The following is a 22,528-nucleotide window of genomic DNA, read 5'->3' on the forward strand; positions in this document are numbered from 1 at the left end:
GGGGCCGACTATAAGGACGAGAGCGCTCTCCGCGCGCGGTCAGCCTCGGTCGAGCACGAACCGCGACACCCCGGCGGCCAGGTCGACGTCGTAGCGGTCGGTGGCCGTTGACCAGTCCGCGCCCTCGATGACCGTATTGCCCGGTATCCCGGTGCGGGCCGCGCCGTCGACCACCACGCTGCCGGCGCCACCACCGACCCGCACCCGGACCGGGGCGCTGTCGACCAGGCGCACCTGGAAGTCGCCGGCGCCACCGGTCATCCGCACCGGCACCGTCCCGCGCGGCGCGGGCAGCGTGAGCTCGATCCGGCCGACCCCGGCGACGAACTCGACCCCGGACACGTCGCCGCCGCGCAGGTCGATCCGCTCGTCCTCGGCGCCGCCACCGAGTCGCAGGTGCCAGCGCACCGCGCGGTGCAGCGTGACCTCGACGGCGGCCGGGCCGGGCTGCCCGGTGCCCTCGGTCAGCAGGCGCAGGTCGGCACCGTCGCGCTCGATCCAGGGCGCGATCCGGGCGTCGTCGGGCGTGCGTACCCGGTAAAGGTCGTCGCCCAGGTCCGCGACCCGCACGGTCACCGAGGTGACGCCGCTGTCGAGCGCGAAGGTGGCCGCGTCGAGGCCGTCGCGCGAGTCGCGCACGGTGTGGTGCGGACCCGCCGACCCGGCCCGGGCCGGTTCGTAGGCCCAGTGCGGTCGCGGCCGCGCGGGGCCCGGCGCGGCACAGGCCGCGAGCAACAGCGCCAGCAGGGGTACGACGGCCCGTGCCATCCGAGTCATGGATGTCTGCTTACCGGGCGCCGCCGGAGGGCGCACCGCTTGATCGGCGTTAGGGTCCAACCCGGACAGGTCAGTCAAAGTCGCCCGAACGGCCGACTGGCTCATCCGGGCCCGCCGGGCAGACTTGCGGGAATGCGCGAGACGACCCCCAGCATCCTCACGGTCAGCCAGCGCCGGTTCGCCTGGCTCGCGTTCCTGGCGATCGCCGTTCAGGCACCGATCTCCGCCCACCTGCTGCACGACGACTCCTGGCTGCTCAGCATCCTCGTCGGGATGATGATCGGGACCCTGATCCTGGTCGATGACGCGCAGCGGCGCCAGCCGGTCCCCGACAACGCGGAATGACGACCGGCCGGCGCCCGCGCTCTAGGCGTCCTTGCCGTCGCGCTGCTTGATCACCTGGGTTTCCGCCGGCTCGATCACCTGCGTCTCGGTCGGCTCGTCGGCCGCCGGAGGCTGCGCACCCGCGACCGGCAGGCCCCGCGCCGGGGTCGGCTCGCTCATCCCGGGCACGATGTGCACCTCCTCGGGGCGCGGGATCACCTGGGTCTGCTCGGCCTCGGTGCTGATCACCGTGGTCTCGGCCCGATCGACGTCGACCGGCGCCGGTGCCGGTGCGGCCGCCTCGCGCCGCGTGGCCTCGGCCCGCGCCGCCTCGACCCGGGCCGCCTCGGCGCGGGACCGCTCGGCCTCGGCCGCCTCGTCGACCCGCCGCTGCTCGGCCGCCGCCTTCTCGGCCTGGTAGGCCCGCGCCCGCTCACGGATCACCGCGGACTCCGCGGCCACCCGGTCGAGCCAGCGCTCCCACCGCCCCTGCATCGGCCGGACCAGTCCGCCGCCGACGCCGACGATCAGGATGCCGGCGACCGTGGCGAGCACGGCGACCAGCACCGGCTGGGTCACGGTCGTGGCGATGCCGACCTGGTTGAGCGCGGCGATCACGCCCAGGCCGACGATGAAGACCCAGACCACGGTCGCGATCAAGCGGCCGTACGAGAGTCCGCCGAGCGCGCCACCGATCAGGTCGCGCACCGCGCTGGCGATCGCCGTCGCCACCACCAGGATGACGATCGCGATGAACGCCTTCGGCAGCCAGCCGACCACCGCGGAGATCAGGTCGCTGATCGGGTTGGGCCCCCAGATCCCGAAGGCCAGCTGGAGGGCGAACAGCAGGATCGCGTAGTAGGCGAGCCGGGCCAGGATGTCGCTGGCGTCGTACCGGGACCTGTCGAGCCGCTCCCCGATCCCGGAGCGCCGCACGGCCTTGTCGAAGCCGACCCGGGTCAGCAGCGCGTCGACCAGCTTGCGGACCACGCGGGCGATCAGGTAGCCGACCAGCAGGATCGCCAGGAAGGCCAGCGCCTTCGGCACGAAGAGCAGCACAGAGCGCCACATGTCGGTGAGTGCGTCACCGATGTCCATGTCAGACCTTCCGTCGGGGTGGATGTCAGCGGACGGCATTACCCGTACGCGGCGCCCGGCAATCCCCGGGACCGCTCCCAACCGCCGGCGAGCCGCTGCGGCGCGCGACGGTTACGCTGCTGGCATGTCAGGCTCCGGACCGTCGTCGCTGCCGGGTGCCGCGACCGACGGCTGGGACCCGGGGCTGCTCGCGGTGGTCGACCTGGTGTTCGGCTCACCGGTGGCGATGGCGTTCCTGCACGGTGACCGGCTGCGGCTGATCTACAACGACGCGTACGGCCAGCTCCTCGGCGACCGCCACCCGGACGCCTACGGCGCACCCGCAGCCGAAGTGTTCGGCGCCGTCTGGGCCGGCCCGGCCGGCGCGGCGGTCCGCGAGGCCCTGCACACCGGGTTCGGTCCCCGCGACCCGGAGTGGCCGGCCGCCGACGACCCCGAGCCCGACCCCGCCCTGCCGAGCCGCGGGCTGTCCGCGGTGCGCGACGGCACCGGCCGGATCGCCGGCGTGCTGGTCGTCGCGGTCGAGCCGGTCCCGGTCGCGCACCGGCTCCAGGGGCTCAGCGAGCTCGCCGAGTCCCTCGCGGGCACGCTCACGCTCGACGAGGTGGCCCGGGTCGCGCTGGGCTACGGCCTGTCCTTCCCCGACGTGCACCAGGTGGCGTTCGGGGTCGACGACGGCGACGACTGGCGGGTGGTCCGCCGGGTCCGCGGCGAGGTGCTCGACGACGCCGACGAGCGGCTGCCGCCGGTCTGGCGGCGGATCCCGGCCGACTCGGTGTCGCCGTTGGCGGTCGCGGCCGGGGCCGGGCTCGCCCGGTTCACCGCCGACGGGCACCCGCTGCGCGAGTCCGCGCTGGACCGGCACGACGAGAAGGTCCGCGCGCTCGGCGCCCTTCCGCTGCGCACGCCCTCGCTGCGCGGTGCGCTGACGGTCGGCCGCCACGACCAGTACCCGTGGTCGCCGGCCGAGCGGGCACTGCTGACGGCGGCCGCGAAGCTGGTCGCCCAGGCCGCCGAGCGGGCCCGCCGGTTCGAGAACCAGCACGGCACCGCGCAACTGCTCCAGCGCAGCATGCTGCCCGAGAACCTGCCCGACGACCCCCGGTTCCGGCTCGCGGCCCGCTACGACCCCGGCGTCGACGGCAACGCGGCCGGCGGCGACTTCTACGACGCGTTCGCCCTGCCCGGCGGCCGGCTCGCGGTGGTGCTCGGCGACGTGGCCGGGCACGACGTGCGCGCGGCCGCTCTGATGGGCCAGGTGCGGGCGGCGCTGCGGGCGCTGGCCCTCACCGATCCGGAGCCGACCAGCGTGCTCACCGGCCTCGACCGGCTGGTCGCCAGCCTGGGCGAGGAGGCGCGCACCGACGAGCTGTTCGTGACGGTGACGTACGCGGTGCTCGAGCGCGACGGCATCCTCACGGTGGCCACCGCCGGGCATCCGCCGCCGCTGGTCCGGCATGCCGGCGGCGGAGCCGACTATCTCGACGTGCCGGTCGGCACGCCGCTCGGGCTGGGCGGCGCGCGCCGGTCGGCGGTGTCCCGGCTGGCACCGGGCGACACGCTGCTGCTCTTCAGCGACGGCGTGGTCGAGCGCCGCGGCCTCGACCTCGGCGCCGGGCTGGAGAAGGTCGCCGCCAGCGTGGGCGCCGCCAACGGTGGTGACCCGCGCAGCCTGTGCGCCGTCGCCTGCGCGGCCGTCGGCGGGACGACCGACGACGACGTCGCCGTGCTGGCGGTCGAGCACGCCACCGCGCCGAGCCGCTCGGCCGGCATGGAGATCCCGGCCGAGCCGACGGCACCGGGCCGGGTCCGGCACTGGATGTCGGCGCAGCTAGCCGCCTGGAACGTGCCCGAGCAGGTGATCGGCGCCGCGGTGCTGTGCGCCAGCGAGCTGGCCACCAACGCGTTGCTGCACGCCGGCACGGCCGCGCGGGTGCAGGTCGACCTGAGCGCCGAGCGGCTGCTGGTCGCGGTCTCCGACACGGGCACCCGCGGCGCGGTCACCCGGGCCCACGCCGAGACACTGAGCAGCCGCGGTCGCGGGCTCGGGCTGATCGAGGAGCTGAGTGACGCGTGGGGCACCGACCCGGCGGTACGCGGCTCGACGGTCTGGTTCGAGATCGGAATCCGTGCATCGAACGGAGCCTGACGGGGTAACTGCCCCGCATGGGCCCACCGGTAGGGGTTTTGTTCGATGTCGACGGCACTTTGGTCGACAGCACGTATCTGCACGCGGTCACGTGGTGGGAAGGCTTTCGGGCCGGCGGGCACGACGTGCCGATAGCGCAGATCCACCGCGCCGTCGGGATGGGCGCCGACCGCCTGCTCGACCATCTGCTCGGGGTGGAGCGTGACCGGTCCCAGGACGAGCTGGTCCGGGCGGTGCATGCCGAGCGGTACGCGCCGTACCTGTCCCAGCTGCGCCCGCTGCCAGGGGCGGCCAAGCTGCTGCGGGCCTGCCACGAGCGCGGGCAACGGGTGGCGCTCGCGTCCTCGGCGACACCCGAGGAGCTGACCGCGATGCGCCGCGCGCTGTCCGTCGACGACGTGCTCGACGGCGCGACCTCGTCGGGTGACGCGCAACGGACCAAGCCCGAGCCGGACATCATCGAGGCCGCGTTGCGCCTCGTGGGCCTGTCGATCGCCCAGGCCGTGTACGTCGGCGACTCCATCTGGGACATCGCCGCGTGCGCCAAGCTCGGCGTGCCGTGCGTGGCGCTCACCTGCGGTGGCACGTCCCGGGCCGAGCTGGCCGGCGCCGGTGCGGTGGCCGTCTACGAGGACCCCGCCGACCTGCTCACCCACCTCGACGACTCGCCGCTGACCAAGGCGTGAGCGCGTCCGACGCCGCGTTCGCGATCCTCGGTGTCGGCGCGTTGCTGGCCGGGGTGCTGCCCCGGGCGCTGGAGCGCCGTCCGCTGTCGATGCCGATCGCGTTCCTCCTGCTCGGCATGATCGTCTTCGCGCTGCCGGTGCTGCCCGGCCCCGATCCGATCCGGCATCCGGTGCTGGCCACCCACCTGACCGAGGTCGGCGTGATCGTGGCGCTGATGGGCGCGGGGCTGAAGATCGACCGCCCGCTCGGCTGGCGCCGCTGGTCGTCGACCTGGCGGCTGCTGGCCATCGCGATGCCGGTCACCATTGCCGCGGTCGCGCTGTTCGGCTGGTGGTGGGCCGGGCTGGTGCCGGCCACCGCGCTGCTGTTGGGCGCCGCGCTCGCGCCGACCGACCCGGTGCTCGCCGCCGACGTGCAGGTCGGCGAGCCGACCGACGAGGAGGACTCCGAGGACGAGGTGCGCTTCGCGCTCACCTCGGAGGCCGGGCTCAACGACGGATTGGCGTTCCCCTTCGTGTACGCGGCCATCCTCATCGCCGAGCACGGCGTGGCTCCCGGCGGCTGGCTGGCCGAGTGGCTGAGCGTGGACGTGCTCTACAAAGGACTGGTCGGGGTGGCCGGCGGGCTGCTGGTCGGCAAGCTGCTGGGCAAGCTGTTCTTCCGGGCCAGGTCCGAGACGCTCCGGCTGGCCCGGCACTCGGAGGGCTTCCTGGCCCTGGCGGCGACCTTTCTCGCGTACGGCGTGGTCGAGGTGGCCGGCGGCTACGGCTTCCTCGCGGTGTTCGTCGCCGCGCGCGCGATCCGGTCGGCGGAGCGCTCGCACGAGTACCACCAGGTGCTGCACGACTTCGCCGAACAGGTCGAGCGGCTGCTGACCGTCCTGTTGCTCCTGCTCTTCGGCGGCGCCCTGGTGTCGGGGCTGCTGGCCCCGCTGACCTGGCCGGCCGCGATGGTCGCGCTGGCGCTGGTGTTCCTGGTGCGGCCGCTGGTCGGCTGGCTGTCCCTGCGCGGTGCGCCCGGGCGGCCGGCCGAGCACTGGGTGATCGCGGCCTTCGGCATCCGCGGCATCGGCTCGTTCTACTACCTCGCGTACGCCACCTCGCACGCCGACTTCCCCGGCGAACCGCTGCTCTGGGCCACGGCCGGGCTGGCCGTGGTGGTGTCGGTGGTCGTGCACGGGATCGCCGCCACGCCGGTGATGGCGCTGCTCGATCGCGCGGGCGAGCGATCGTCTGACGCTTTCCAGCGGTGATCGTCCGCTTTCGTGCTCTAATCACCGCAGATGTCGATACGGGGGTTTTGGCATGATTTCATCGTTCAACCGGCGCGCCGCGCTCGGGCTGGGCACCTTGGCGACCGCGGGGGCCGTCATCGGCCGGCAGGCGCCCGCGGCGGCTGAGCCGGACGCGATCGACGGCGCGGCGCTGGTCGAGGCGACGCCGCAGGAGGCGGCCGCCAAGGTGGGCCAGGTCTACCAGCGGGAGATCGCGGTCGCGAAGGGCAACTGGCACTCGCTGATCACGGTGGCGTCGACCCGCGAGGTCGTCGCGGTCGCCGACCAGGTCGACACCGTGGTCGAGGCGTACAGCGTCAACAAGCTCGCGGTCGCGATCGCGGTGCTCGACAAGGTCGACCGCAAGCTGCTCTCGCTCACCCAGCGGGTCAACGTGACCTCGGGAATCGTGGCCGCGGGTGGCGACGGGATCTTCCGCCTCGACGGCGCGTACCCGAGCTCGGTCACCCTCGGCCACGTGCTCGCCGCGCTGCTGACCGTCTCCGACGACACGGCGTCCCGGCTCTGCGGCCTGGTCGCGCCGGCCGCGGAGATCAACCAGATCCTGCGCAAGAAGGGCTTCGTCCGCACCCAGGTGCAGCCGGTGGGCAACCCGAACCAGTTCTACCTGGGCCGCACCACGCCGCGGGAGATGCACACGCTGCTGCGCAAGCTGGTCGCGGGCAAGCTGCTCTCTGCGGCGTCGACCCGGGTGATGCTGTCCCGGCTGCGCTCGCCGATCGCGTTCACGGACGGCATCCGCCGCGAGATGTCCTCATTGGAGCGGGGACGGATCGCCACCAAGGCCGGCTGGTTCGGCGACGGCCGCCACGAGGCCGGCATCATCTTCAGCAAGCTCGGCCGGCCGGTGCTGACGTACTCCATCTTCGCCAACGGGCAGTCGGGCGCCGGAAACTTCGGCGCCACCCACCCGGCGGTCCGCGCCCGGGCACGGATGGGACGCGCGTTCCTGGACACGGTCAACACCCTGCCCGGCGACCCAGAGGTACGCATCGAAGGCTTCGATTATTACGAGCCGTCGAACGGCGCCTAGCGATTGTCGAGGGGCACCATGCGAAACGCTTTCGTGGTTGGATCGAGCGGTCTGTCCAACGGGGAGGGTTTCGCATGGGTTCGTCACTCAACCGCCGCACCGCACTCGGGCTCGGCACGCTGGCCACGGCCGGGGCTGTCTTCGGCGCCCCGGCCGCCGCTTCGGCGGCTGTCTCGTCCGGCGCCGCTGGCGCCGAGCCCACTCCATTGAAGGCCGCGGGCAAGGCCGGCCGGGTCTACCGCAAGGAGAGCGCCGCCGCCGGGGGCAACTGGCAGGCCTACGTCACGGTCGCCGGGTCGAGCGAGGTCGCGGTCGACGACGAGAGCGACACGGTGCTCGAGGCCTACAGCGTCAACAAGATCGCGGTGGCGGTCGCGGTGCTCGACAAGGTCGACCGCGGCCTGCTCGCCCTCGACCAGCGCGTCGACGTGACGGCCGCGATCGTGGTGCCGGGCGGCGACGGCATCTTCAGCCTGGACGGGGCGTACCCGAGCTCGGTCACGATCGGCCACGCGCTCGCCGCGCTGCTGACCGTCTCCGACGACACCGCGGTCCGGCTGTGCGGCCTGGTCGCCCCGGCCCTTGAGATCAACGAGATCCTGGTCGCCAAGGGCTTCCCGAACACCCAGGTGCAGCCGGTGGCCAACCCCAACCGGTTCTTCCTCGGCCGGTCCACCCCGCGCGAGACGCACGACCTGCTGCGCGCGCTGGTCGCGGGCACGCTGCTGTCCCCCGCCTCGACGGCCGCGATCCTGGCCAAGCTGCGGGCACCGATCGCCTTCACCGACGGCATCCGCCGGGTGATGTCGTCCGACGAGCGGCTGCGGGTCGCCACCAAGGCCGGCTGGTTCGACAACGCCCGGCACGAGGCCGGCATCATCTTCGACCGGGCCGGCGCGCCGGTGCTGACGTACGCCCTGTTCGCCGACGGCCAGTCCGGCGCCGAGGACTTCGGCGCCACCCACCCGGCCGTCCAGGCCCGGGCGAAGATGGGCCGCGCGTTCATCGACACGATCGATACCCTCACGGGCGACACCGCGCGGATCGCCCGCGCTCCGCGCTACCAGCCGTCCAACGGCGGCTAAAGGCGGTGCAGCGCCACCTCGGTCAGCGCCCCGGCCGCGATCTCGGCGGTCATGAAGGTGTGGTGCGGCTGCCGGCGCCGGTCGGTGGGTGAGCCCGGGTTGAGCAGCCGCAGGCCGGTCGGCGCCACGGTGTCCCACGGGATGTGGGAGTGGCCGAAGACCAGCACGTCGGTGTCCGGGAAGCGCGCGGCACAGCGCGCCTCCCGGCCCGGCGCGGCACCGGTCTCGTGCACGACGGCCAACCGCAGGCCGTCGAGGTCGGCCCGGGCCACCTCGGGCAGCCGGGCGCGCAACGCCGGGCCGTCGTTGTTGCCATAGACGGCGACCAGGCGGCGGGACCGCGCTTCGAGGCGGTCCAACAGGTCGACGTCGACCCAGTCGCCGGCGTGCACCACCACGTCGGCCTCGTCCACCATCATCCATAGTGGAGCCGGCAGGTCTCTGGCCCGCTTGGGCAGGTGGGTGTCGGACATGATGACGACCAGCATCCTTCGTACGCTATCGCCTTTGTCGCGGTGCGGTTGGTGCTCGGCTGTGTCATGGTCGATAGGTGAGCACCAATGAGTACGCCCGGCCCGAGGCGCCCGTGCACTGGGTGGCCGACGGCATGCCGCGGGTCGAGGTGGCCAACCAGTTCCTCGCCCAGCTCGACCACGCGGGCGGCACACCCGACCAGGTCGTGCTGACCCTTGGGCAGGCGGTCGACGCGGGCACCCCGCCGACCGTGCTGTCGGCCCATCCGATCGGACGCTACGGCCTCACGCCGGCCCGCCTCGACGAGCTGATCATGGTGTTGCTCAACGCCCGCCAGGAGCTGCTCGGCCTCACGGACCCGGTCGAGCCGGCGCCCGCCGAGCCCGTCACCAGCCAGGTCGTCCCGATCGGCCCCCGGATGGCCAAGCCCGGCTGAAACCCGGTCGCGGGCGGGGCCGGCGGCGGCTAGCGTCCCGGCCGTGACCCGCCTCGCCCGCCTGGTGCTCGTCGACGCCCACGGCACGCCGCTCGGCGTGCTGCCGCCGTATCCGGTGCCGGTGCCCTGGTGGCAGGAGTCGGCCGACGTCGTCGACGGCGCCCGGGTGCACTTCGGCCTCGACGTGACGATCCTGCGCCTGCTCAGCGCCGACCGGCCGGCGATGCCCGGTGGCACGGTCACCTACCTGGCCGAGTGCGCGGCCGCCCCGGCCGTGGCGGTGTCGCTGGCCGAGGCCGGCGTCGACCCCGCCACCGTGACCGCGCCGCAGCCCCACCGCGCGCCCTACGCCGAGCCCGGCGGCCCGGCCCGGAGCATCGCCTGGGCGCGGGACCGGCTGACCGAGCGGGGCTGGACCGGCGTCACCGCCCACCAGCACCGCACCTGGAACCTGTCCGCGATCTGGCGGCTCGACGCCGACGGCGGACGCCGGGCCTGGCTCAAACAGGTGCCGCCGTTCTTCGCCCACGAGGGGGCGGTGCTGCGCTGGTTGGCCGGCGCCGCGCCGGGTCGGGCGCCGGAGCTGCTCGCCGCCGGTCCCGACGGCCGGCTGCTGCTGGGCCACGTGCCCGGCGACGACTGGTACGAGGCCGATCTCGCCGGCCGGCACCGGATCGGCGCGACCGCGCACGGCCTCCAGCTCGCCGCGATGTCCGATGTCGACACCCTGGTCGCGGCCGGCGTGCCCGACCGGCGCGACGCCCGGCTCGCGCAGTGGATCCGGTCGACGCTGGCGCCCCACCGGCCGGCCGTCGACGAGGTGCTCCCCGACCTCGACGAACGGCTCGCCGCCGCCCGGGGTTGCGGCCTGCCCGACACGCTGGTGCACGGCGACCTGCACCCGGGCAACACGCGCGTGGCCGGGGCCGGCGACCCCGTGGTGATCGACTGGGGCGACTCGTTCGTCGGCAACCCGGTGTTCGACATCCTGCGGCTGAGCGAGCGCGTCGACGACGACGCGGCCGCCGGGCTGCGCGCGGCGTGGGCGGCGCGCTGGCGGGCGGCCGTGCCGGGCTGCGACCCCGAGACGGCGATCGCGGTGCTGCGGCCCGTCGCGGAGGTGCGATCGGCAGCCGTGTACGCGGATTTCCTGGCGAACATCGAGCCGGCCGAACATCCGTACCACATCGCCGACGTGCCCCGGTGCCTGGAAGCCGCCCGGCGGCCTACCGTAGGTGCATGACCGACGCCACCGCGCTGCGGGCCCGTCTGGTCGACGTGCTGCGCGAGGACGGTGGGCTCACCCGCGACGACCTGGCCCGGGCGTTCGCGACCGTGCCCCGCGAGGTGTTCCTCGCCGAGGGCTTCCACGACGGTGACGCGGGCCTGCTGCGGCCGGGCGACGCGGACTTCCTCGCCGGCGCCTACCGCAACGACGCGCTGGTGACCAAGCTCGACAACGGACGCCCGGTCAGCTCGTCGAGCCAGCCGTCGCTGATGGCCCTGATGATCGAGGAGCTCGGCGTCACCGCCGGCATGCGGGTCCTGGAGATCGGCGCGGGCACCGGCTACAACGCGGCGCTGATGTCCGCCGTCGGCGCCGACGTGACCAGCGTCGACGTGCAGCCCGACGTCGCCGCGCGGGCGGCGGCCGCGCTGGCCGCGGCGGGCGTGACCGGCGCCCGGGTGCGGGTCGGCGACGGCTACCTCGGCGAGCCGGCCGGTGCGCCGTACGACCGGGTCATGGTCACGGTCGGCGTCACCGGCGTCTCGCCGCACTGGCTGGCGCAGCTCGTGCCGGGCGGGCTGATGGTCGCGCCGGTCACGCACGCCGGCAACAACCCCGTGCTGCGCGTCTGGTCGGAGCCGGCCGACGGCCGGGCGGCACCCGGCTGGCCGGCGCGGGCCGACATCTGGGCGGACGGCGTCTGCGGTGCGGGCTTCATGGCGGCGTCCGGCCCGCTCGGCGCGCACTACCCGTGGGCGCACCCGGCTCCGGTCCGCGGGCCGGTGGAGCTCGTGCCGTCGTTGCGGCTGCCCGCCCGCTGGAGCACACCGCTGACGGGCCTGCGCTACCACGACCTGTGGTTCGCGGTCGGGGCCTGGGATCGCCGCACGACCGGTGCCCCGTTCGACGGTGGCACGGGCTGTGTGCTGCTCGACGAGACCCGGGCCGGCGGCGCGGCGATCCGGGCCGACGGCGGGATCGGGGCGGCCGGGCCGCACGCCGAGGAGTACGCGACCGACGCCGGCATCCTCGTCGACCGCTGGGTCGACGCCGGCATGCCCGCGATCCAGCAGTGGCGGGCGGCGATGGTGCTGGCCGGCGACCCGGAGGCCCCGATCTACGTGCCTCGGGAGTGGTCGCTCTAGAAGGTGCCGCGGAGGCGGTGCTTGAGGGGGCGGCCGTCGGGGTCGTAGAGCAGGCGGTAGAGCGGCACGGCCCAGAGGCGGGTGCGGCGCGGCAGCCGTTCCGGTGTGTGCGGGCGCAGCCGGCCGGGTGGGCGTGGGCCGGTGCGACCGGCTCGGTGCCATGCCTCCAACGCCTCGGCCGACTCCGTCAGCGCGGCCACCGCCGCGGCCGGGTCGACCAGTTCGTCACCGCCGCCGTCGAGGTGCTCGCCCATCAGGCGCAGCCGCAGGTCGCGGGCGTAGACGCGGGCGCCGTCGCCGAGACCGCCCGGGTCCAGCGGCGCGCGCGGGTCGCGGGTCTCGTCGAGCACGGCACACGAGAGCTCGCTGTCGTGCGTCCACGAGCGACGGTTGAAGTTGTCGGAGCCCACGCTGGCCCAGACGTCGTCGACCACGCAGACCTTCGCGTGCACGTACACCGGAGTGCCTTCGTGGTTCTCCACGTCGAAGACGTGCACACGGTCGTGCGCCGCCTCCCGGCAGAGCCGCAGCGCGAGCTCGCGGCCGACCTGGTTGGGCGGCAGGGCCAGCCGGCCGTCGATGTCGGGATGGCGCGGGACGACGGCGACCAGGTGCAGGTCCGGGTTCGCCTCCAGGGCCTCGGCGAACAGCGTGGCGACCTCGGTGGACCAGAGGTACTGGTCCTCCAGGTAGATCAGCCGGCGGGCCCGGCGGACTGCCTTGAGGTAGCCGCGGGCCACCGTGCGCTCGCCGTCCGGGGCGAACGGGTAGCGGGGCCGGACCGCCGGGTAGGTGCGCAACACCTGCACGGCGTGCGGTCCGGCGGGCGGCGCGGCCGGCGGGCGATCCGGCAGCGGGTCCGCGGACAGGTCGGCGTGCCTCACCCGGTCGCGCAGATAGGCCAGCGGGTTCTCGGTGTCCAGCGACGTCGGGTCCTGCCAGCGCTCGCGGAACACCTGGTCCAGCACGTCGACGACCGGGCCGCGCAGCTTGAGCTGCACGTCGTGCCAGGGCGGGCGCTTGCCGTACGCGCCGGCCATGGCGATGGGTTGTGGGTCGCCGAGGTGATTGCCGTCGTCGCGGCGGCTGTGGCAGAGGTCGATGCCACCGGCGTACGCGACGTCGCCGGTCGGGTCCCCGGGACGGCGGAGCACCACCATCTTCTGGTGGTGCGAGCCGCCCCGGCGGACCCGCTGGTCCAGCAGGACCTCGCCGCCGGCCTCCTGGACGCGCTCGCCGAGGTGCCGGTTCTCCTCCTCGCTGTACTGGAGCTTGTCCAGATGCGAGCGCCACATCAGGCCTTTGACGACCACGCCCCGCTCGGCCGCCCGGGCGAAGAGCTCGGCGACCGTGGGGCCGTCCGGCAGGAGCCGCTCGTCCGGGTCACCCCGCCAGTCGGTGAACAGCAGGTGGTCGCCCTTGACCAGCGCGTCGACGCTCCGGACGAGGTCGGCGAAGTAGCTGGCGCCGTGCACCAGCGGCTCGCACCGGTTGCCTTCGCTCCAGGTGGGTAGGTCTGAGGCGGGATTGCCGCGCTCCGCCCTGGTGAGAAACCAGTCCGCTATCCGCATCCATGGGGCATTTCCCAGAACGCCCGGCGGTCACACCTGCCCGGGTGGGGTCGACACGTTGACACAGAACCGCCACCCGTGGCGTGAAACCGTGATTTCTCTCCGTAACGGCGCGCCTACCGTCATTGTCGAAGGACGGCAGGTAAGGAGGCCCCGATGAGCAGTGAGATCATCCCGGAGTCGGAAAGCCGTACGCGGGAGTCCAACTCCGAACAGGGGCTCCTCCTCGCCATCCTGATAATGGTCATCCTGGGCGTGATCGCCATCTTCGTGGTGACCGCCTAGGGCTGGTCTCCCTCACCGCCGGCGTGCGGGACGCGCGCCGCGGGGATGACGCCCAGGCGGCCGGCCTGGTAGTCCTCGAACGCCTTGACCAGTTCCGCGCGGGTGTTCATGACGAACGGGCCGTAGTGCGCGACGGGCTCGCGGATCGGCCGGCCGCCCATGATGTAGAGGTCCAGGGCCGGCGTGTGCGAGTCCTGCTGGAGGTCGGCGGTGATCCGCAGCGCGTCGCCCGCGCCGTGGACGGCGAGCTGGCCCGTGTGCATCGGGCGCTTGTCGGCGCCGACGGTGCCCTTGCCGCCCAGCACGTACACCAAGGCGTTGAACTCCGGGTTCCACGGCAGGTCGACCTCGGCGCCGGGCTGGACCGTCAGGTGCGCGATGGTGATCGGCGTGAAGGTGGTGCCCGGGCCGGTCTGGCCGGCGATCTCACCGGCGATGACGCGGATCAGCGCGCCACCGTCCGGAGTGGTCAGCAGGCCCGACTCCTTGCCGCGGATGTCCTGGTAGCGCGGCGGGTCCATCTTGTTGGCCCGGGGCAGGTTGACCCAGAGCTGGAGCCCGTGGAACAGGCCGCCGCTCATCACCAGGTGCTCCGGCGGCGCCTCGATGTGCAGCAGGCCGCTGCCCGCGGTCATCCACTGGGTGTCGCCGTTGGTGATGGTGCCGCCGCCGCCGTTGGAGTCCTGGTGGTCGAAGATCCCGTCGATGATGTACGTGACGGTCTCGAAGCCGCGGTGGGGGTGCCAGGGGGTGCCCTTCGGCTCGCCCGGCGCGTAGTCGACCTCGCCCATCTGGTCGAGGTGGATGAACGGGTCGAGGTCGGTCAGCGGCACACCCGCGAAGGCGCGGCGCACCGGGAAGCCCTCACCCTCGAACCCACTCGGCGCGGTGGTCAGCGACCTGACCGGGCGGATCGTGGTGGTGGCCGGGTCGAGGCGGGGCAGGCGGGGCAGGACGAGGACGTCGTCGACGGTGACAGCGGGCATCGGGTCTCTCCTAGCGGACTCGGTCGCGGGCGGCGCTCAGCCGCTCGTCGATGCGGGTGAAGATCTTGGTGAGCGCGGCGAGGTCGGCGGCGTCGAGGTCCTCGATGAAATGCCTCCGGACAGAGCCGAGGTGCCCGGGAGCGGCGGCGCGCAACGCCGCCAACCCGACCTCGGTGAGCACGGCCTCGCTGCCGCGCCGGTCGTCCGGGCAGGGCTCGCGGGTGACCAGCCCCCGCTTCTCCATCGTGCCGATCTGGTACGTGAGCCGGCTCGGCGCGAAGATCAGCTTGGTGGCCAGGTCACCCATCCGAAGCCGCCGCCCGGGCGCCTCGGCGAGCTGCACCAACACGTTGTAGTCGGCGAGCGTGAGGTCGCTCGCCTTCCGCAGGTCGTCCTCGATCGTGATGAGCAGCCGCTGGCTGGACTCGACGACCGCACGCCAGGCGGCCAGCTCCTCCGGACTCAACTTCTCGTCGCTCATCACACCTCCAAGGTACCTGTTCTTTCAAATCTGAACAACTTCGGTGAGGCCCGTGTTGTTCCCAGGTAGCGTGGGTGACGTGGATGACCTTGATCTGGCGGACTGGCGCGAACGGGTGGCTCGCCTCTACCTCTCCGACGTCGACCTGGCCGGCTTCCGCGCCGGGCGTGACGCGCTGTTCGCCGAGCACCCGCAGTCGCCGATCCCGGCCGACGAGCGGCCGGCGTTCCACGGCCTGCCGCATTTCCCGGCCAACCCCGACGCGGTCGCCGAAGCACCGGTCCGACCGGCGACCGGCGGCCTGACCATCGACACGGGCGGGCCGGACGGCGCCGTCCACTACCGCCGGGTGGGCATCGCGGACACGCCGTGGGGCCCGCTGACGCTGTTCTGGATCGAGGCGTACGGTGGCGGCCTGTTCCTGCCGTTCCGCGACGGCACGGCCGGCCCGCGCACCTACGGAGCCGGCCGCTACCTGACGGACACGGTCAAGGGCACCTTCGGCCGCGGCGTCACCTTGCTCGGCCCCGACCGGGTCCGCCTGGACTTCAACTACGCCTACAACCCGTCATGCGCGTACGACGACCGCTGGGCCTGCCCCCTCGCTCCCGAGGAGAACCGGGTGTCGGCCCCCATCGAGGCAGGCGAGCTGAACTACCACAGCTAGCGGAGACGCTGTACTCCTTTGGCGGACCTACCCAGTGTTCGCGGCCGCAGGTGTCGCCGTCGGTCCGAGGCCGCAGCGCTACGCCACGGCCGAGAACCGGGCGTCCGAGACTGTCTCGCAGTCGTCCGCAAAAATGATCTCCATCGAGATCTGCTCGCCGGCCAGCACCCGAGTCAGCCAAAGCCTCGCGTCATCCCACATCTTCGTGAACGGCAGGTCATCGACCTCGAACCACTGCGGAACGATCTCGTCGGACTCTTCCGGTCGGCCACTGAATCGATCCGCCACAAACACCGAGACGATCTGATTCCACTTCGGCCGGGCCGGGAAGCGGAACGTCACGGTGCCGCCGACCCGCAGGTCTTCGACCTCGACCCGGACCCCGGACTCCTCGGCAACTTCCCGGACCGCAGCCTCGGCCGCTGTTTCGCCGGGCTCCACGTGACCGCCCAACCCGACAATGCGGCCTGTGCCGAATCCGATCTTCTTCAACCCGAGCAGAACCTCTGCCCGGAGGGTGGCCCGGACCTCGTTACGAAGCACAGGCACATCGGTGTCATGGTCATCGCGCAAGTATCGACGAGCCTTCGCCGCTACCCAACACACCTGTCGTGTTCAACAAATCCCTGGTCTACAACCCGTCATGCGCGTACGACCACCGCTGGGCCTGCCCTCTCGCCCCCGATCGAGGCCGGGAAACTCAACTACCACTGACCCAACGGCGACCGTAAGCCCACGTATGGCGCGTGCCCGAGGCGACTAGTCGCGCATGAACCGCTCCCGCGCTCCAGGTCTCCCGGTCGGACGGTCACCAGCGCGTGGAAGCGGTCGGAGCTCAGGTTCAGCTCTGCCGGCACGTCGCGGTGTACGCGGCCGCGCAGGATGATCTCGCATCCGTCCATCCCGCCGGTCGTCGCCGAGAGGACGGTGAACCCCGAGGCGAGGAAACGCTCGTAGAGCCGCACCAGAACCGGCGGAAGGTTGGACACGTCGGCCACGGTCTCCGCATATCGGATGATGTCGAAACCGCTCCGGAGGAGGACCGCGTGATCACGCTCGCTGACGTCCGCGCCGTGGCTACCGCGTATCCCGATGTCGTGGAGAAGGCGCATTTTCGGTTGCCGGGGTTTCGGGTGGCGGATCGGCTGTTCGTGCATCTCGAGAAGGGTGACGCGCACGCGATCGTGTGCGTCGGGCCCGAGGAGGCCGCCCAGGCCGCCGCCGACCAACCGGATGTGTACGAGGTGGTCACCCGTGAGCACGGCCGGATCTTCGTCGGGCTGCGGGTCGACCTGGCCCAGGTCACCGAAGCGCGGATGGCCGAGCTGATCGGCCACGCCTGGCGTCACCGGGCGCCGAAGCGGTTGGTCGCCAGCTACGACAAGCGCTAGAGACCGTCTACTGTGTCGCCGTGACCGACCTGGCGATCAATCTCGTGGCGAGTGCCCTCGCCGCTGTGGCGGCCTGGCTGGTGCAGCGGGCCGTGTCCTATCGGCGACTGGCCCGGATGCGGGGGTTCTTCGGGCTGCACAAGGGTGCGCCGAGCCTGTTGATCGCCGGCCGGCACTGGTCGTCGCCCAAGGTGTCCAGTGTGCATCGCAGCGACATGGGTGCCATCGTCGAGCTCGGGGCGATCGTCAAGGAGTGCGGCGCCGTGGCCGATCTCGTGCCGGCCGCGGAGGCTCCCAAGGAGCTCGGCAAGGTCACCGAGTTCTGCATCGGCGGCCCGGAGAGCAACCCGCGGACCGGCGCGCACCTGGCGGCGCTGATGCCGGGCGTCCGGGTGACGACCTTCGAGGACGCCGACGAGACCGTGCCGATCTTCGTCGGCACCGACCGGTACGACCGCCTGCCGCACGAGCAGGCCCACGTGCTGCTCGCCCGGGCGCTGCCCACCACGCACCCGATCTTCCTGCTCGTCGGGCAGACGGCGCTGAGCAACCTGGCGGCCGCCCGCTACCTCGCCGCGCATCACCGCGAGCTCCAGCGCCAGTACGGGGACAAGGCCCCGTTCTGCCTGGTGCTCAAGATCCGCCAGCCCGGTGCGTACGGTCCGGACCTGGTGGAACTGGTCGCCGACGGCACGGCGGCGGCGTTCGACGGCAGCGCCGCGCCACCGGCCTTACCAAGGCCGCGCCGGGAATGGTGGGTGAGAGGGCGCCGCCCGTGACCGGGGCGGCGCCACAAGCTCAGCTCGCGCCGCTGGCCTGCCAGTTCATCCGGGTCAGGAGCTGGCGGGCCGCCTCGGAGTGCTCGGCGTCGACCATCACCGCGTACTCGGTGGCCTGCAGCGAGCTACGCGAGGTGAAGTCGCGCTGGCCCCGGGTCATGCCGTGGGCGAGGGCACCGAACAGCGCGCCCCAGAAGGCGCCGATGGCCAGCGCGGAGAACACGACGGCGAACCAGTTGGCGTCCGTGAAGATGCCGAACAGCAGGCCGATGAACAGGCCGAACCAGGCACCGCTGCCGGCGCCGGCGAGCGCGGCCCGGCCCGTGGTCAGCCGGCCCAGCACGTTCTCCACCAGGCGCAGCCCGCTCCCGACGATGGCCGTGGTCTCCACCGGGAACTGGTTGTCCGACAGGTAGTCGATGGCCCGCTGCGCCGCGGCGTAGTCGGTGTAGGTCGCGACGGTCACCGTCGGCCGGTTCGGGCCCTGGTCGACGACCGGGGCCCCACCGAACATGCCGCCGCCGAGGCCGGCGCCCGGGACCGGAGCGCCGGAGCCGGCGGGTGCCGTTGGTACGCCGCCGGGCCCGGGCGGGATGTTGCCGGCCGGCGTCGAAGGTTGGGTCATGGTTCCTCCTCGGTCGCGTACCACTTCCCCGATCTTCGACCGGATAACCGTCGCCGTCCGTCAAATGACCGAACAGACCCGATCACCGAACCGCCACTGTGTCGGCTGTACGAACGTGCCGGTGTACGTGCCCTGGAAGCCGATCGTGACCGAGCCACCGGCCGGCAGGTTGGTGTTCCAGGACAGCGGCCGGGCGGTGAGCGTGCTGCCGGACTGGGTCCAGGTGGCGCTCCAGCCCTGGGTCAGCCGGGCGTCGCCGCCCAGCGTCGTGCTCAGCGACCAGTTGCTCACGGCCGCGCCGCCGTTGGTGATGGTCAACTCGGCGGTGAATCCGCCCGTCCAGACGTTGAACCGCTGCCGGACCGTGCAGGCCCCGGAAGCGGGCGGCGTGGTCGGGTTGGTGGTGGGCGGCGTGGTCGTCGGCGGCACCGTCGTGGGCGGCGTCGTGGTGGGCGGGTTCCACGGCCCGGCCGCGATGGCCAGGTCATAGGCCCGCTGCGGCACGAACTGACCGGCACCCGCGATGCAACCGTCGGCCTCGCCGGGCAGCTTGACCCAGAGGAAGGCGGCGATCGCCGAGTCGTTGGTCTGGGTCGTGCTCGGCACGCCGATCGCCCGCCCGGCCGGGTCGCACCACTCGGAGCCGAGCGGCCCGTTGCCGTTGCGGCTGGTGTCGACCACGGCCTTGAGCGCCGGCGCGCCGATCGCCGCCAGCACCGCCTTCGCGTACGGGACGGCCTCGCTGTTGGCCCGGTAGTTGGACACGTTGACCGAGATGCCGTCGGCGCTGTTGACGATGTCGGCGGCGACCGCCCGGGACGCGGCCTCGGAGGCCGACAGCCAGGCGGAGTGCCCGACGTCGAAGTAGACCTTGGCCTGGGAGGAGCCGGCCTTGAGCCGCTTGCCCGCGTACGCCATGGAAGCCCGGGTCTCGGCCTGCTGCGACGCGTTCTGGCAGTTGGTCATCAGCGGCAGCACGTCGGGCTCGAGCACGATCGTGGCCGGCCGGCCCGCGAGCCCGGCGGCGACCTCGTCCACCCACGCCCGGTAGGCCGCGTGCGACGGCGCGCCGCCGGAGCTGGCACCGCCGCAGTCGCGGTTCGGGATGTCGTACACGACCATGATCGGGATCTTGCCCGCCGCCGCGGCCGCGCCGACGTAGGCGCTGACCTGGGCGCGGACCGTGGAGGTGTTGGTCGTGGTGAACCACCGCGCCTGCGGCACCTCGGCGATGCGCGAGCGGATCACCGCCGCCCGGCTGTCGGAGGGGTTCGCCGCGACCCACTGGGCGGCGTTGGTGTCCGGGTCGACGTAGAAGGCGGAGTCGACCGCGGCGGCACGGCCGGGCGCGACCAGCGCGGTCAGGGCGACGGCGACGGCCGCCGCGCCGGCGAACGCCGCGCCGACGACGGATCTGCGGTGCATGGCGGTTCTCCTTGGCGTGAGGCAATAGAGGACCGTCAGTGGAAGCGCTCCCAGCGAGGTTACGGCACGGGACCCTGCCCGGGCAACCGGACCGTGAAGGTCGAGCCCCGCCCGACGACGCTGGCGGCGGTGACCGTGCCGCCGTGCGCCTCGACGAGCTTGCGGACGATGGCCAGCCCGAGGCCGCTGCCCCCGCTGCGCCGGCTCCGGGACTTCTCCGCACGCCAGAAGCGGTCAAAGACCCGGGGCAGGTCCTCCGCGCCGATCCCGACGCCGGTGTCGGCCACGGCGATGACCACCTCGGGCCCGGCCACCTGGGCGCGCACCGTCACCGAACCGCCCGGTGGCGTGTGCCGCACCGCGTTGGCGACCAGGTTCCCGACGATCTGCCGGAGCCGCACCGGGTCCGCGAACAGCTCCGGGTCGCCGTCGACCTGCAGGGAGACGCCCGGGTACGTCGCCGCCACCTGCCCGAGCAGGTCGGCGAGGTAGACGTGCTCGGCGTGCAGCCGCAGCGCGCCGGCATCAGCCTGGGCCAGGTCCTGCAGGTCGTCGATCACGTGCTGGAGCAGGGTCGCCTCCTCCAGCAGCGAGGCGAGCAGCCGCCGGTCGGGCACGACCAGCCCGTCCTCGGCGGCTTCCAGCCAGCCGCGGATGTTGCTGACGGGGGTACGCATCTCGTGCGCGACATCGCTGACCATCGCCCGGCGCAGCTGTTCCAGGCGCGCCCGCCGCTCCGCCATGTCGTTGAAGGCCTCGGACAGCCGGGCGATCTCGTCCCGGCCGGTGACCCGCACCCGGGCTGCGCCGTCGCCGTCGCGCATCCGTTTCGCCGCGGCGGTCAACGCGTGCAGCGGCCGGGTGAGCCGGATGCCGGCGAGCGCCGTGACGACGATGGTCACCACCAGCACGAGGCCGGCGACGAGCACGATCCGGGCCCGGTTGGCCGGCGACAGGTCGAACCGGGCCGAGGGACGGCCGCCCGGGTCGGCGACGTAGAGCGTCGCGGCCGGGGCCACGAACGGGAGCAGCTGTTCGCGCCGGCTGCTGCCGATGCACGCGTTGACCGCCCGGTTCTCCTCCTGCTCCCGCTGCGACAGGCCCGGGCTGGCGACGGCGGCCGAGTCCCGCCAGGCCCAGGTGTGGTCCGCCGCGACCCGCACGGCGGGCACCTGGCGCCGGGCCAGGCAGGTGTTCACCAGGGCGTTGAGCTGGCCGAGCGCCTTGGCCTCGGTGGCCGTGGGCGCAGCCAGGTCGGCCCGGGAGTCCAGGCAGAGGATGTCGTCGGGCTGGTTGGGGCCTTCGGCCTCGATGCGCGGCCGCCCGGTCGGGGTGTCGACCACCGACGCCTCGAGCTTCCCGCGCCCGCGCAGGCAGGTGACCGCCACGTCGGCCTTGGCCCGGAGCGCGGCGCGTTCGTCGGGCGGCAACAGGTAGGGCCCGGCCGCGCGCGGGTCGATCCGGTCGGCGCCGGCCGTCCCGCCGTCGAGGGCGGCGTCCACGGACAGCGCGTCGATGGTCGCCGAGGGCTTCGCGGGCAACTGACCCGCTGAGGGCGCCGAGTCGGCGATCGGCGCGCCCGACCCGGTGGTCAGCACGACCCGCCGGCCGACCTCCTGCGCGAGCGGCCCCAGGGTGTCCCGCACCCCGGTCCAGTCCGGGTGGGTCGCCGCGTAGCCGAGCAGCGTGTCGTAGATCCGGGCGTCGTCGGCGATCGTCTGGCCCTGCTCCTGCCGGATCGCGCCGGTGGTCGTCCGCACCGCCAGCCAGGCGGTCGCCGCGATCGACGCGAGCGCCACCAGGACGGCCAGCGCGAGCAGGCGCAACAGCAGGCTGCGGCGCAGCGGGACCTCACGGGGCACGGTCGACCAGCTTGTAGCCGACGCCGTACACGGTGACCAGACGGCTGGGCTTGCGCGGGTTGGGCTCGATCTTCTTGCGGAGGTTCATCACGTGTACGTCGACCGTGCGGCTGGTGATGAAGCGGTCGAACCCGTGCAGCCGGGTCAGCAGCTGGTCCCGCGTGAACACCCGGCCGGGCTGCGCGGCCATCGCCTCGAGCAGCGAGAACTCGCCGGGCGTGCAGTCGACCGGCCAGCCGTCGCAGGTCACCTCGTGCCGGACCGGGTCGACGCCCAGGCCGCCCACCCGGTGCACCGGGTCCGCCGCGGTCCGCTGGCCGCGCCGCAGCAGGGTGCGGACGCGGGCGACCAGCTCGCGCGGGCTGTACGGCTTGGTCATGTAGTCGTCGGCGCCCAGTTCCAGGCCGAGCAGCAGGTCGTCCTCGGTCGACCGGGCCGTCAGCATCAGCACCGGCACGTCGGACTCCTGCCGGAGGATGCGGCAGACCTCGAGCCCGTCGATCCGCGGCATCATCACGTCGAGGACGACCAGGGCGGGCGGATGCCGGCGGATCTCCTCCAGCGCGGCGCGACCGTCGGCGACCACGACGACCGTGTGCCCGTCCCGCTCCAGGTAGCGGCGGGCGAGCTCGGCCTGTTTCGCGTCGTCCTCGGCCACCACCACATGAGCGCGCACGGCGGCGACTCTACGTCGGCCCGGCACCCCGCTGAACTGCGACTACAGGA

General features: G+C 73.2%; 25 protein-coding genes. 13 read left to right on the forward strand and 12 right to left on the reverse strand.

Going from position 1 to position 22,528, the window contains the following annotated elements; translation table 11 throughout:
* Window positions 1-39: 39 nt before the first annotated feature.
* Window positions 40-777, reverse strand: a complete 738-nt coding sequence (locus CHC05_RS36965) for a hypothetical protein (protein ID WP_144022937.1) — start codon at window positions 775-777, stop codon at window positions 40-42.
* Window positions 778-909: 132 nt separating this feature from the next.
* On the opposite strand from CHC05_RS36965, the gene CHC05_RS36970 reads away from it, so the two are divergent.
* Entirely contained in the window at window positions 910-1,122 is a 213-nt protein-coding gene (locus tag CHC05_RS36970; protein ID WP_089255300.1) for a hypothetical protein, read from the forward strand.
* Between the two features lie 21 nt (window positions 1,123-1,143).
* On the opposite strand, the gene CHC05_RS36975 is transcribed toward CHC05_RS36970, so the two are convergent.
* A complete protein-coding gene (locus CHC05_RS36975) occupies window positions 1,144-2,199 on the reverse strand; it encodes a mechanosensitive ion channel family protein (protein WP_425426901.1) in 1,056 nt (351 codons plus the stop codon).
* A gap of 124 nt (window positions 2,200-2,323) precedes the next feature.
* Between CHC05_RS36975 and CHC05_RS36980 the strand changes: the two genes are divergently transcribed.
* The 5 genes from CHC05_RS36980 to CHC05_RS37000 all read left to right on the forward strand — a co-directional run bounded on the left by CHC05_RS36980 (window position 2,324) and on the right by CHC05_RS37000 (window position 8,447).
* Window positions 2,324-4,348, forward strand: coding sequence for an ATP-binding SpoIIE family protein phosphatase (locus tag CHC05_RS36980; RefSeq protein ID WP_089255301.1), 2,025 nt, complete (start codon window positions 2,324-2,326; stop codon window positions 4,346-4,348).
* Window positions 4,349-4,386: 38 nt separating this feature from the next.
* Window positions 4,387-5,034, forward strand: coding sequence for an HAD family hydrolase (locus CHC05_RS36985; RefSeq protein ID WP_245871413.1), 648 nt, complete (start codon window positions 4,387-4,389; stop codon window positions 5,032-5,034).
* Window positions 5,031-6,287 (forward strand): cation:proton antiporter, encoded by a 1,257-nt coding sequence (locus tag CHC05_RS36990; RefSeq protein WP_089255303.1) that lies wholly within the window; start codon window positions 5,031-5,033, stop codon window positions 6,285-6,287. The genes CHC05_RS36985 and CHC05_RS36990 overlap by 4 nt, the downstream gene beginning before the upstream one ends.
* 52 nt (window positions 6,288-6,339) lie before the next feature.
* Window positions 6,340-7,362: a serine hydrolase gene (locus CHC05_RS36995; RefSeq protein ID WP_089255304.1), complete on the forward strand. Its 1,023-nt coding sequence runs from the start codon at window positions 6,340-6,342 to the stop codon at window positions 7,360-7,362.
* A gap of 74 nt (window positions 7,363-7,436) precedes the next feature.
* Window positions 7,437-8,447: a serine hydrolase gene (locus CHC05_RS37000; protein ID WP_089255305.1), complete on the forward strand. Its 1,011-nt coding sequence runs from the start codon at window positions 7,437-7,439 to the stop codon at window positions 8,445-8,447.
* Here the strand turns inward: CHC05_RS37000 and CHC05_RS37005 are convergent.
* Window positions 8,444-8,935 (reverse strand): metallophosphoesterase family protein, encoded by a 492-nt coding sequence (locus CHC05_RS37005; RefSeq protein ID WP_089255306.1) that lies wholly within the window; start codon window positions 8,933-8,935, stop codon window positions 8,444-8,446. The two genes, CHC05_RS37000 and CHC05_RS37005, sit on opposite strands and share 4 nt — an antisense overlap.
* A 62-nt stretch (window positions 8,936-8,997) precedes the next feature.
* Here CHC05_RS37005 and CHC05_RS37010 point away from each other — a divergent pair, with 62 nt between their 5' ends.
* From CHC05_RS37010 to CHC05_RS37020, 3 genes are read left to right on the forward strand one after another with little or no spacing between them, the layout of a single operon-like run.
* Window positions 8,998-9,357, forward strand: coding sequence for a hypothetical protein (locus CHC05_RS37010; RefSeq protein ID WP_089255307.1), 360 nt, complete (start codon window positions 8,998-9,000; stop codon window positions 9,355-9,357).
* A 43-nt stretch (window positions 9,358-9,400) separates the two neighbouring features.
* Window positions 9,401-10,600, forward strand: a complete 1,200-nt coding sequence (locus CHC05_RS37015) for an aminoglycoside phosphotransferase family protein (protein ID WP_089255308.1) — start codon at window positions 9,401-9,403, stop codon at window positions 10,598-10,600.
* Window positions 10,597-11,730, forward strand: coding sequence for a methyltransferase domain-containing protein (locus CHC05_RS37020; protein ID WP_089255309.1), 1,134 nt, complete (start codon window positions 10,597-10,599; stop codon window positions 11,728-11,730). The genes CHC05_RS37015 and CHC05_RS37020 overlap by 4 nt, the downstream gene beginning before the upstream one ends.
* Here CHC05_RS37020 and CHC05_RS37025 read toward each other — a convergent pair.
* Entirely contained in the window at window positions 11,727-13,301 is a 1,575-nt protein-coding gene (locus tag CHC05_RS37025) for a phospholipase D family protein (protein WP_089255310.1), read from the reverse strand. The two genes, CHC05_RS37020 and CHC05_RS37025, sit on opposite strands and share 4 nt — an antisense overlap.
* Before the next feature lie 156 nt (window positions 13,302-13,457).
* Between CHC05_RS37025 and CHC05_RS43210 the strand changes: the two genes are divergently transcribed.
* A complete protein-coding gene (locus tag CHC05_RS43210; RefSeq protein ID WP_275414364.1) occupies window positions 13,458-13,586 on the forward strand; it encodes a hypothetical protein in 129 nt (42 codons plus the stop codon).
* Here CHC05_RS43210 and CHC05_RS37030 read toward each other — a convergent pair.
* Both CHC05_RS37030 and CHC05_RS37035 read right to left on the reverse strand, forming a co-directional pair.
* Window positions 13,583-14,572, reverse strand: a complete 990-nt coding sequence (locus CHC05_RS37030) for a pirin family protein (RefSeq protein WP_089255311.1) — start codon at window positions 14,570-14,572, stop codon at window positions 13,583-13,585. The genes CHC05_RS43210 and CHC05_RS37030 overlap by 4 nt on opposite strands.
* Before the next feature lie 10 nt (window positions 14,573-14,582).
* A complete protein-coding gene (locus tag CHC05_RS37035; RefSeq protein ID WP_089255312.1) occupies window positions 14,583-15,053 on the reverse strand; it encodes a MarR family winged helix-turn-helix transcriptional regulator in 471 nt (156 codons plus the stop codon).
* Window positions 15,054-15,132: 79 nt separating this feature from the next.
* Between CHC05_RS37035 and CHC05_RS37040 the strand changes: the two genes are divergently transcribed.
* The gene (locus tag CHC05_RS37040; RefSeq protein ID WP_089255339.1) at window positions 15,133-15,720 is read left to right on the forward strand and encodes a DUF1684 domain-containing protein; all 588 of its coding nucleotides are present in this window, start codon (window positions 15,133-15,135) and stop codon (window positions 15,718-15,720) included.
* 78 nt (window positions 15,721-15,798) lie between these two features.
* On the opposite strand, the gene CHC05_RS37045 is transcribed toward CHC05_RS37040, so the two are convergent.
* The gene (locus CHC05_RS37045) at window positions 15,799-16,263 is read right to left on the reverse strand and encodes an 8-oxo-dGTP diphosphatase (RefSeq protein WP_218824796.1); all 465 of its coding nucleotides are present in this window, start codon (window positions 16,261-16,263) and stop codon (window positions 15,799-15,801) included.
* Window positions 16,264-16,424: 161 nt separating this feature from the next.
* Entirely contained in the window at window positions 16,425-16,709 is a 285-nt protein-coding gene (locus CHC05_RS41885; RefSeq protein ID WP_179266546.1) for a hypothetical protein, read from the reverse strand.
* Between the two features lie 57 nt (window positions 16,710-16,766).
* Here CHC05_RS41885 and CHC05_RS41890 point away from each other — a divergent pair, with 57 nt between their 5' ends.
* Window positions 16,767-17,111, forward strand: a complete 345-nt coding sequence (locus CHC05_RS41890) for an MmcQ/YjbR family DNA-binding protein (protein ID WP_179266547.1) — start codon at window positions 16,767-16,769, stop codon at window positions 17,109-17,111.
* 20 nt (window positions 17,112-17,131) lie between these two features.
* On the forward strand, window positions 17,132-17,890 hold the full coding sequence (locus CHC05_RS37055) for a hypothetical protein (protein ID WP_089255314.1): 759 nt from the start codon (window positions 17,132-17,134) through the stop codon (window positions 17,888-17,890).
* Window positions 17,891-17,909: 19 nt separating this feature from the next.
* Here CHC05_RS37055 and CHC05_RS37060 read toward each other — a convergent pair whose 3' ends face one another.
* From CHC05_RS37060 to CHC05_RS37075, 4 genes are read right to left on the reverse strand one after another with little or no spacing between them, the layout of a single operon-like run.
* Complete coding sequence (locus CHC05_RS37060) at window positions 17,910-18,515, reverse strand: general stress protein (RefSeq protein ID WP_089255315.1); 606 nt, start codon at window positions 18,513-18,515, stop codon at window positions 17,910-17,912.
* A 60-nt stretch (window positions 18,516-18,575) separates the two neighbouring features.
* Window positions 18,576-19,940: a glycoside hydrolase family 6 protein gene (locus tag CHC05_RS37065; RefSeq protein WP_089255316.1), complete on the reverse strand. Its 1,365-nt coding sequence runs from the start codon at window positions 19,938-19,940 to the stop codon at window positions 18,576-18,578.
* 59 nt (window positions 19,941-19,999) lie between these two features.
* Window positions 20,000-21,802 (reverse strand): sensor histidine kinase, encoded by a 1,803-nt coding sequence (locus CHC05_RS37070; RefSeq protein ID WP_245871414.1) that lies wholly within the window; start codon window positions 21,800-21,802, stop codon window positions 20,000-20,002.
* The gene (locus tag CHC05_RS37075) at window positions 21,792-22,478 is read right to left on the reverse strand and encodes a response regulator transcription factor (RefSeq protein WP_179266548.1); all 687 of its coding nucleotides are present in this window, start codon (window positions 22,476-22,478) and stop codon (window positions 21,792-21,794) included. The genes CHC05_RS37070 and CHC05_RS37075 overlap by 11 nt, the downstream gene beginning before the upstream one ends.
* Window positions 22,479-22,528 lie beyond the last annotated feature (50 nt).

The organism is Asanoa hainanensis (genome assembly GCF_900188485.1).
Classification (GTDB): Bacteria; Actinomycetota; Actinomycetes; order Mycobacteriales; family Micromonosporaceae; genus Asanoa; species Asanoa hainanensis.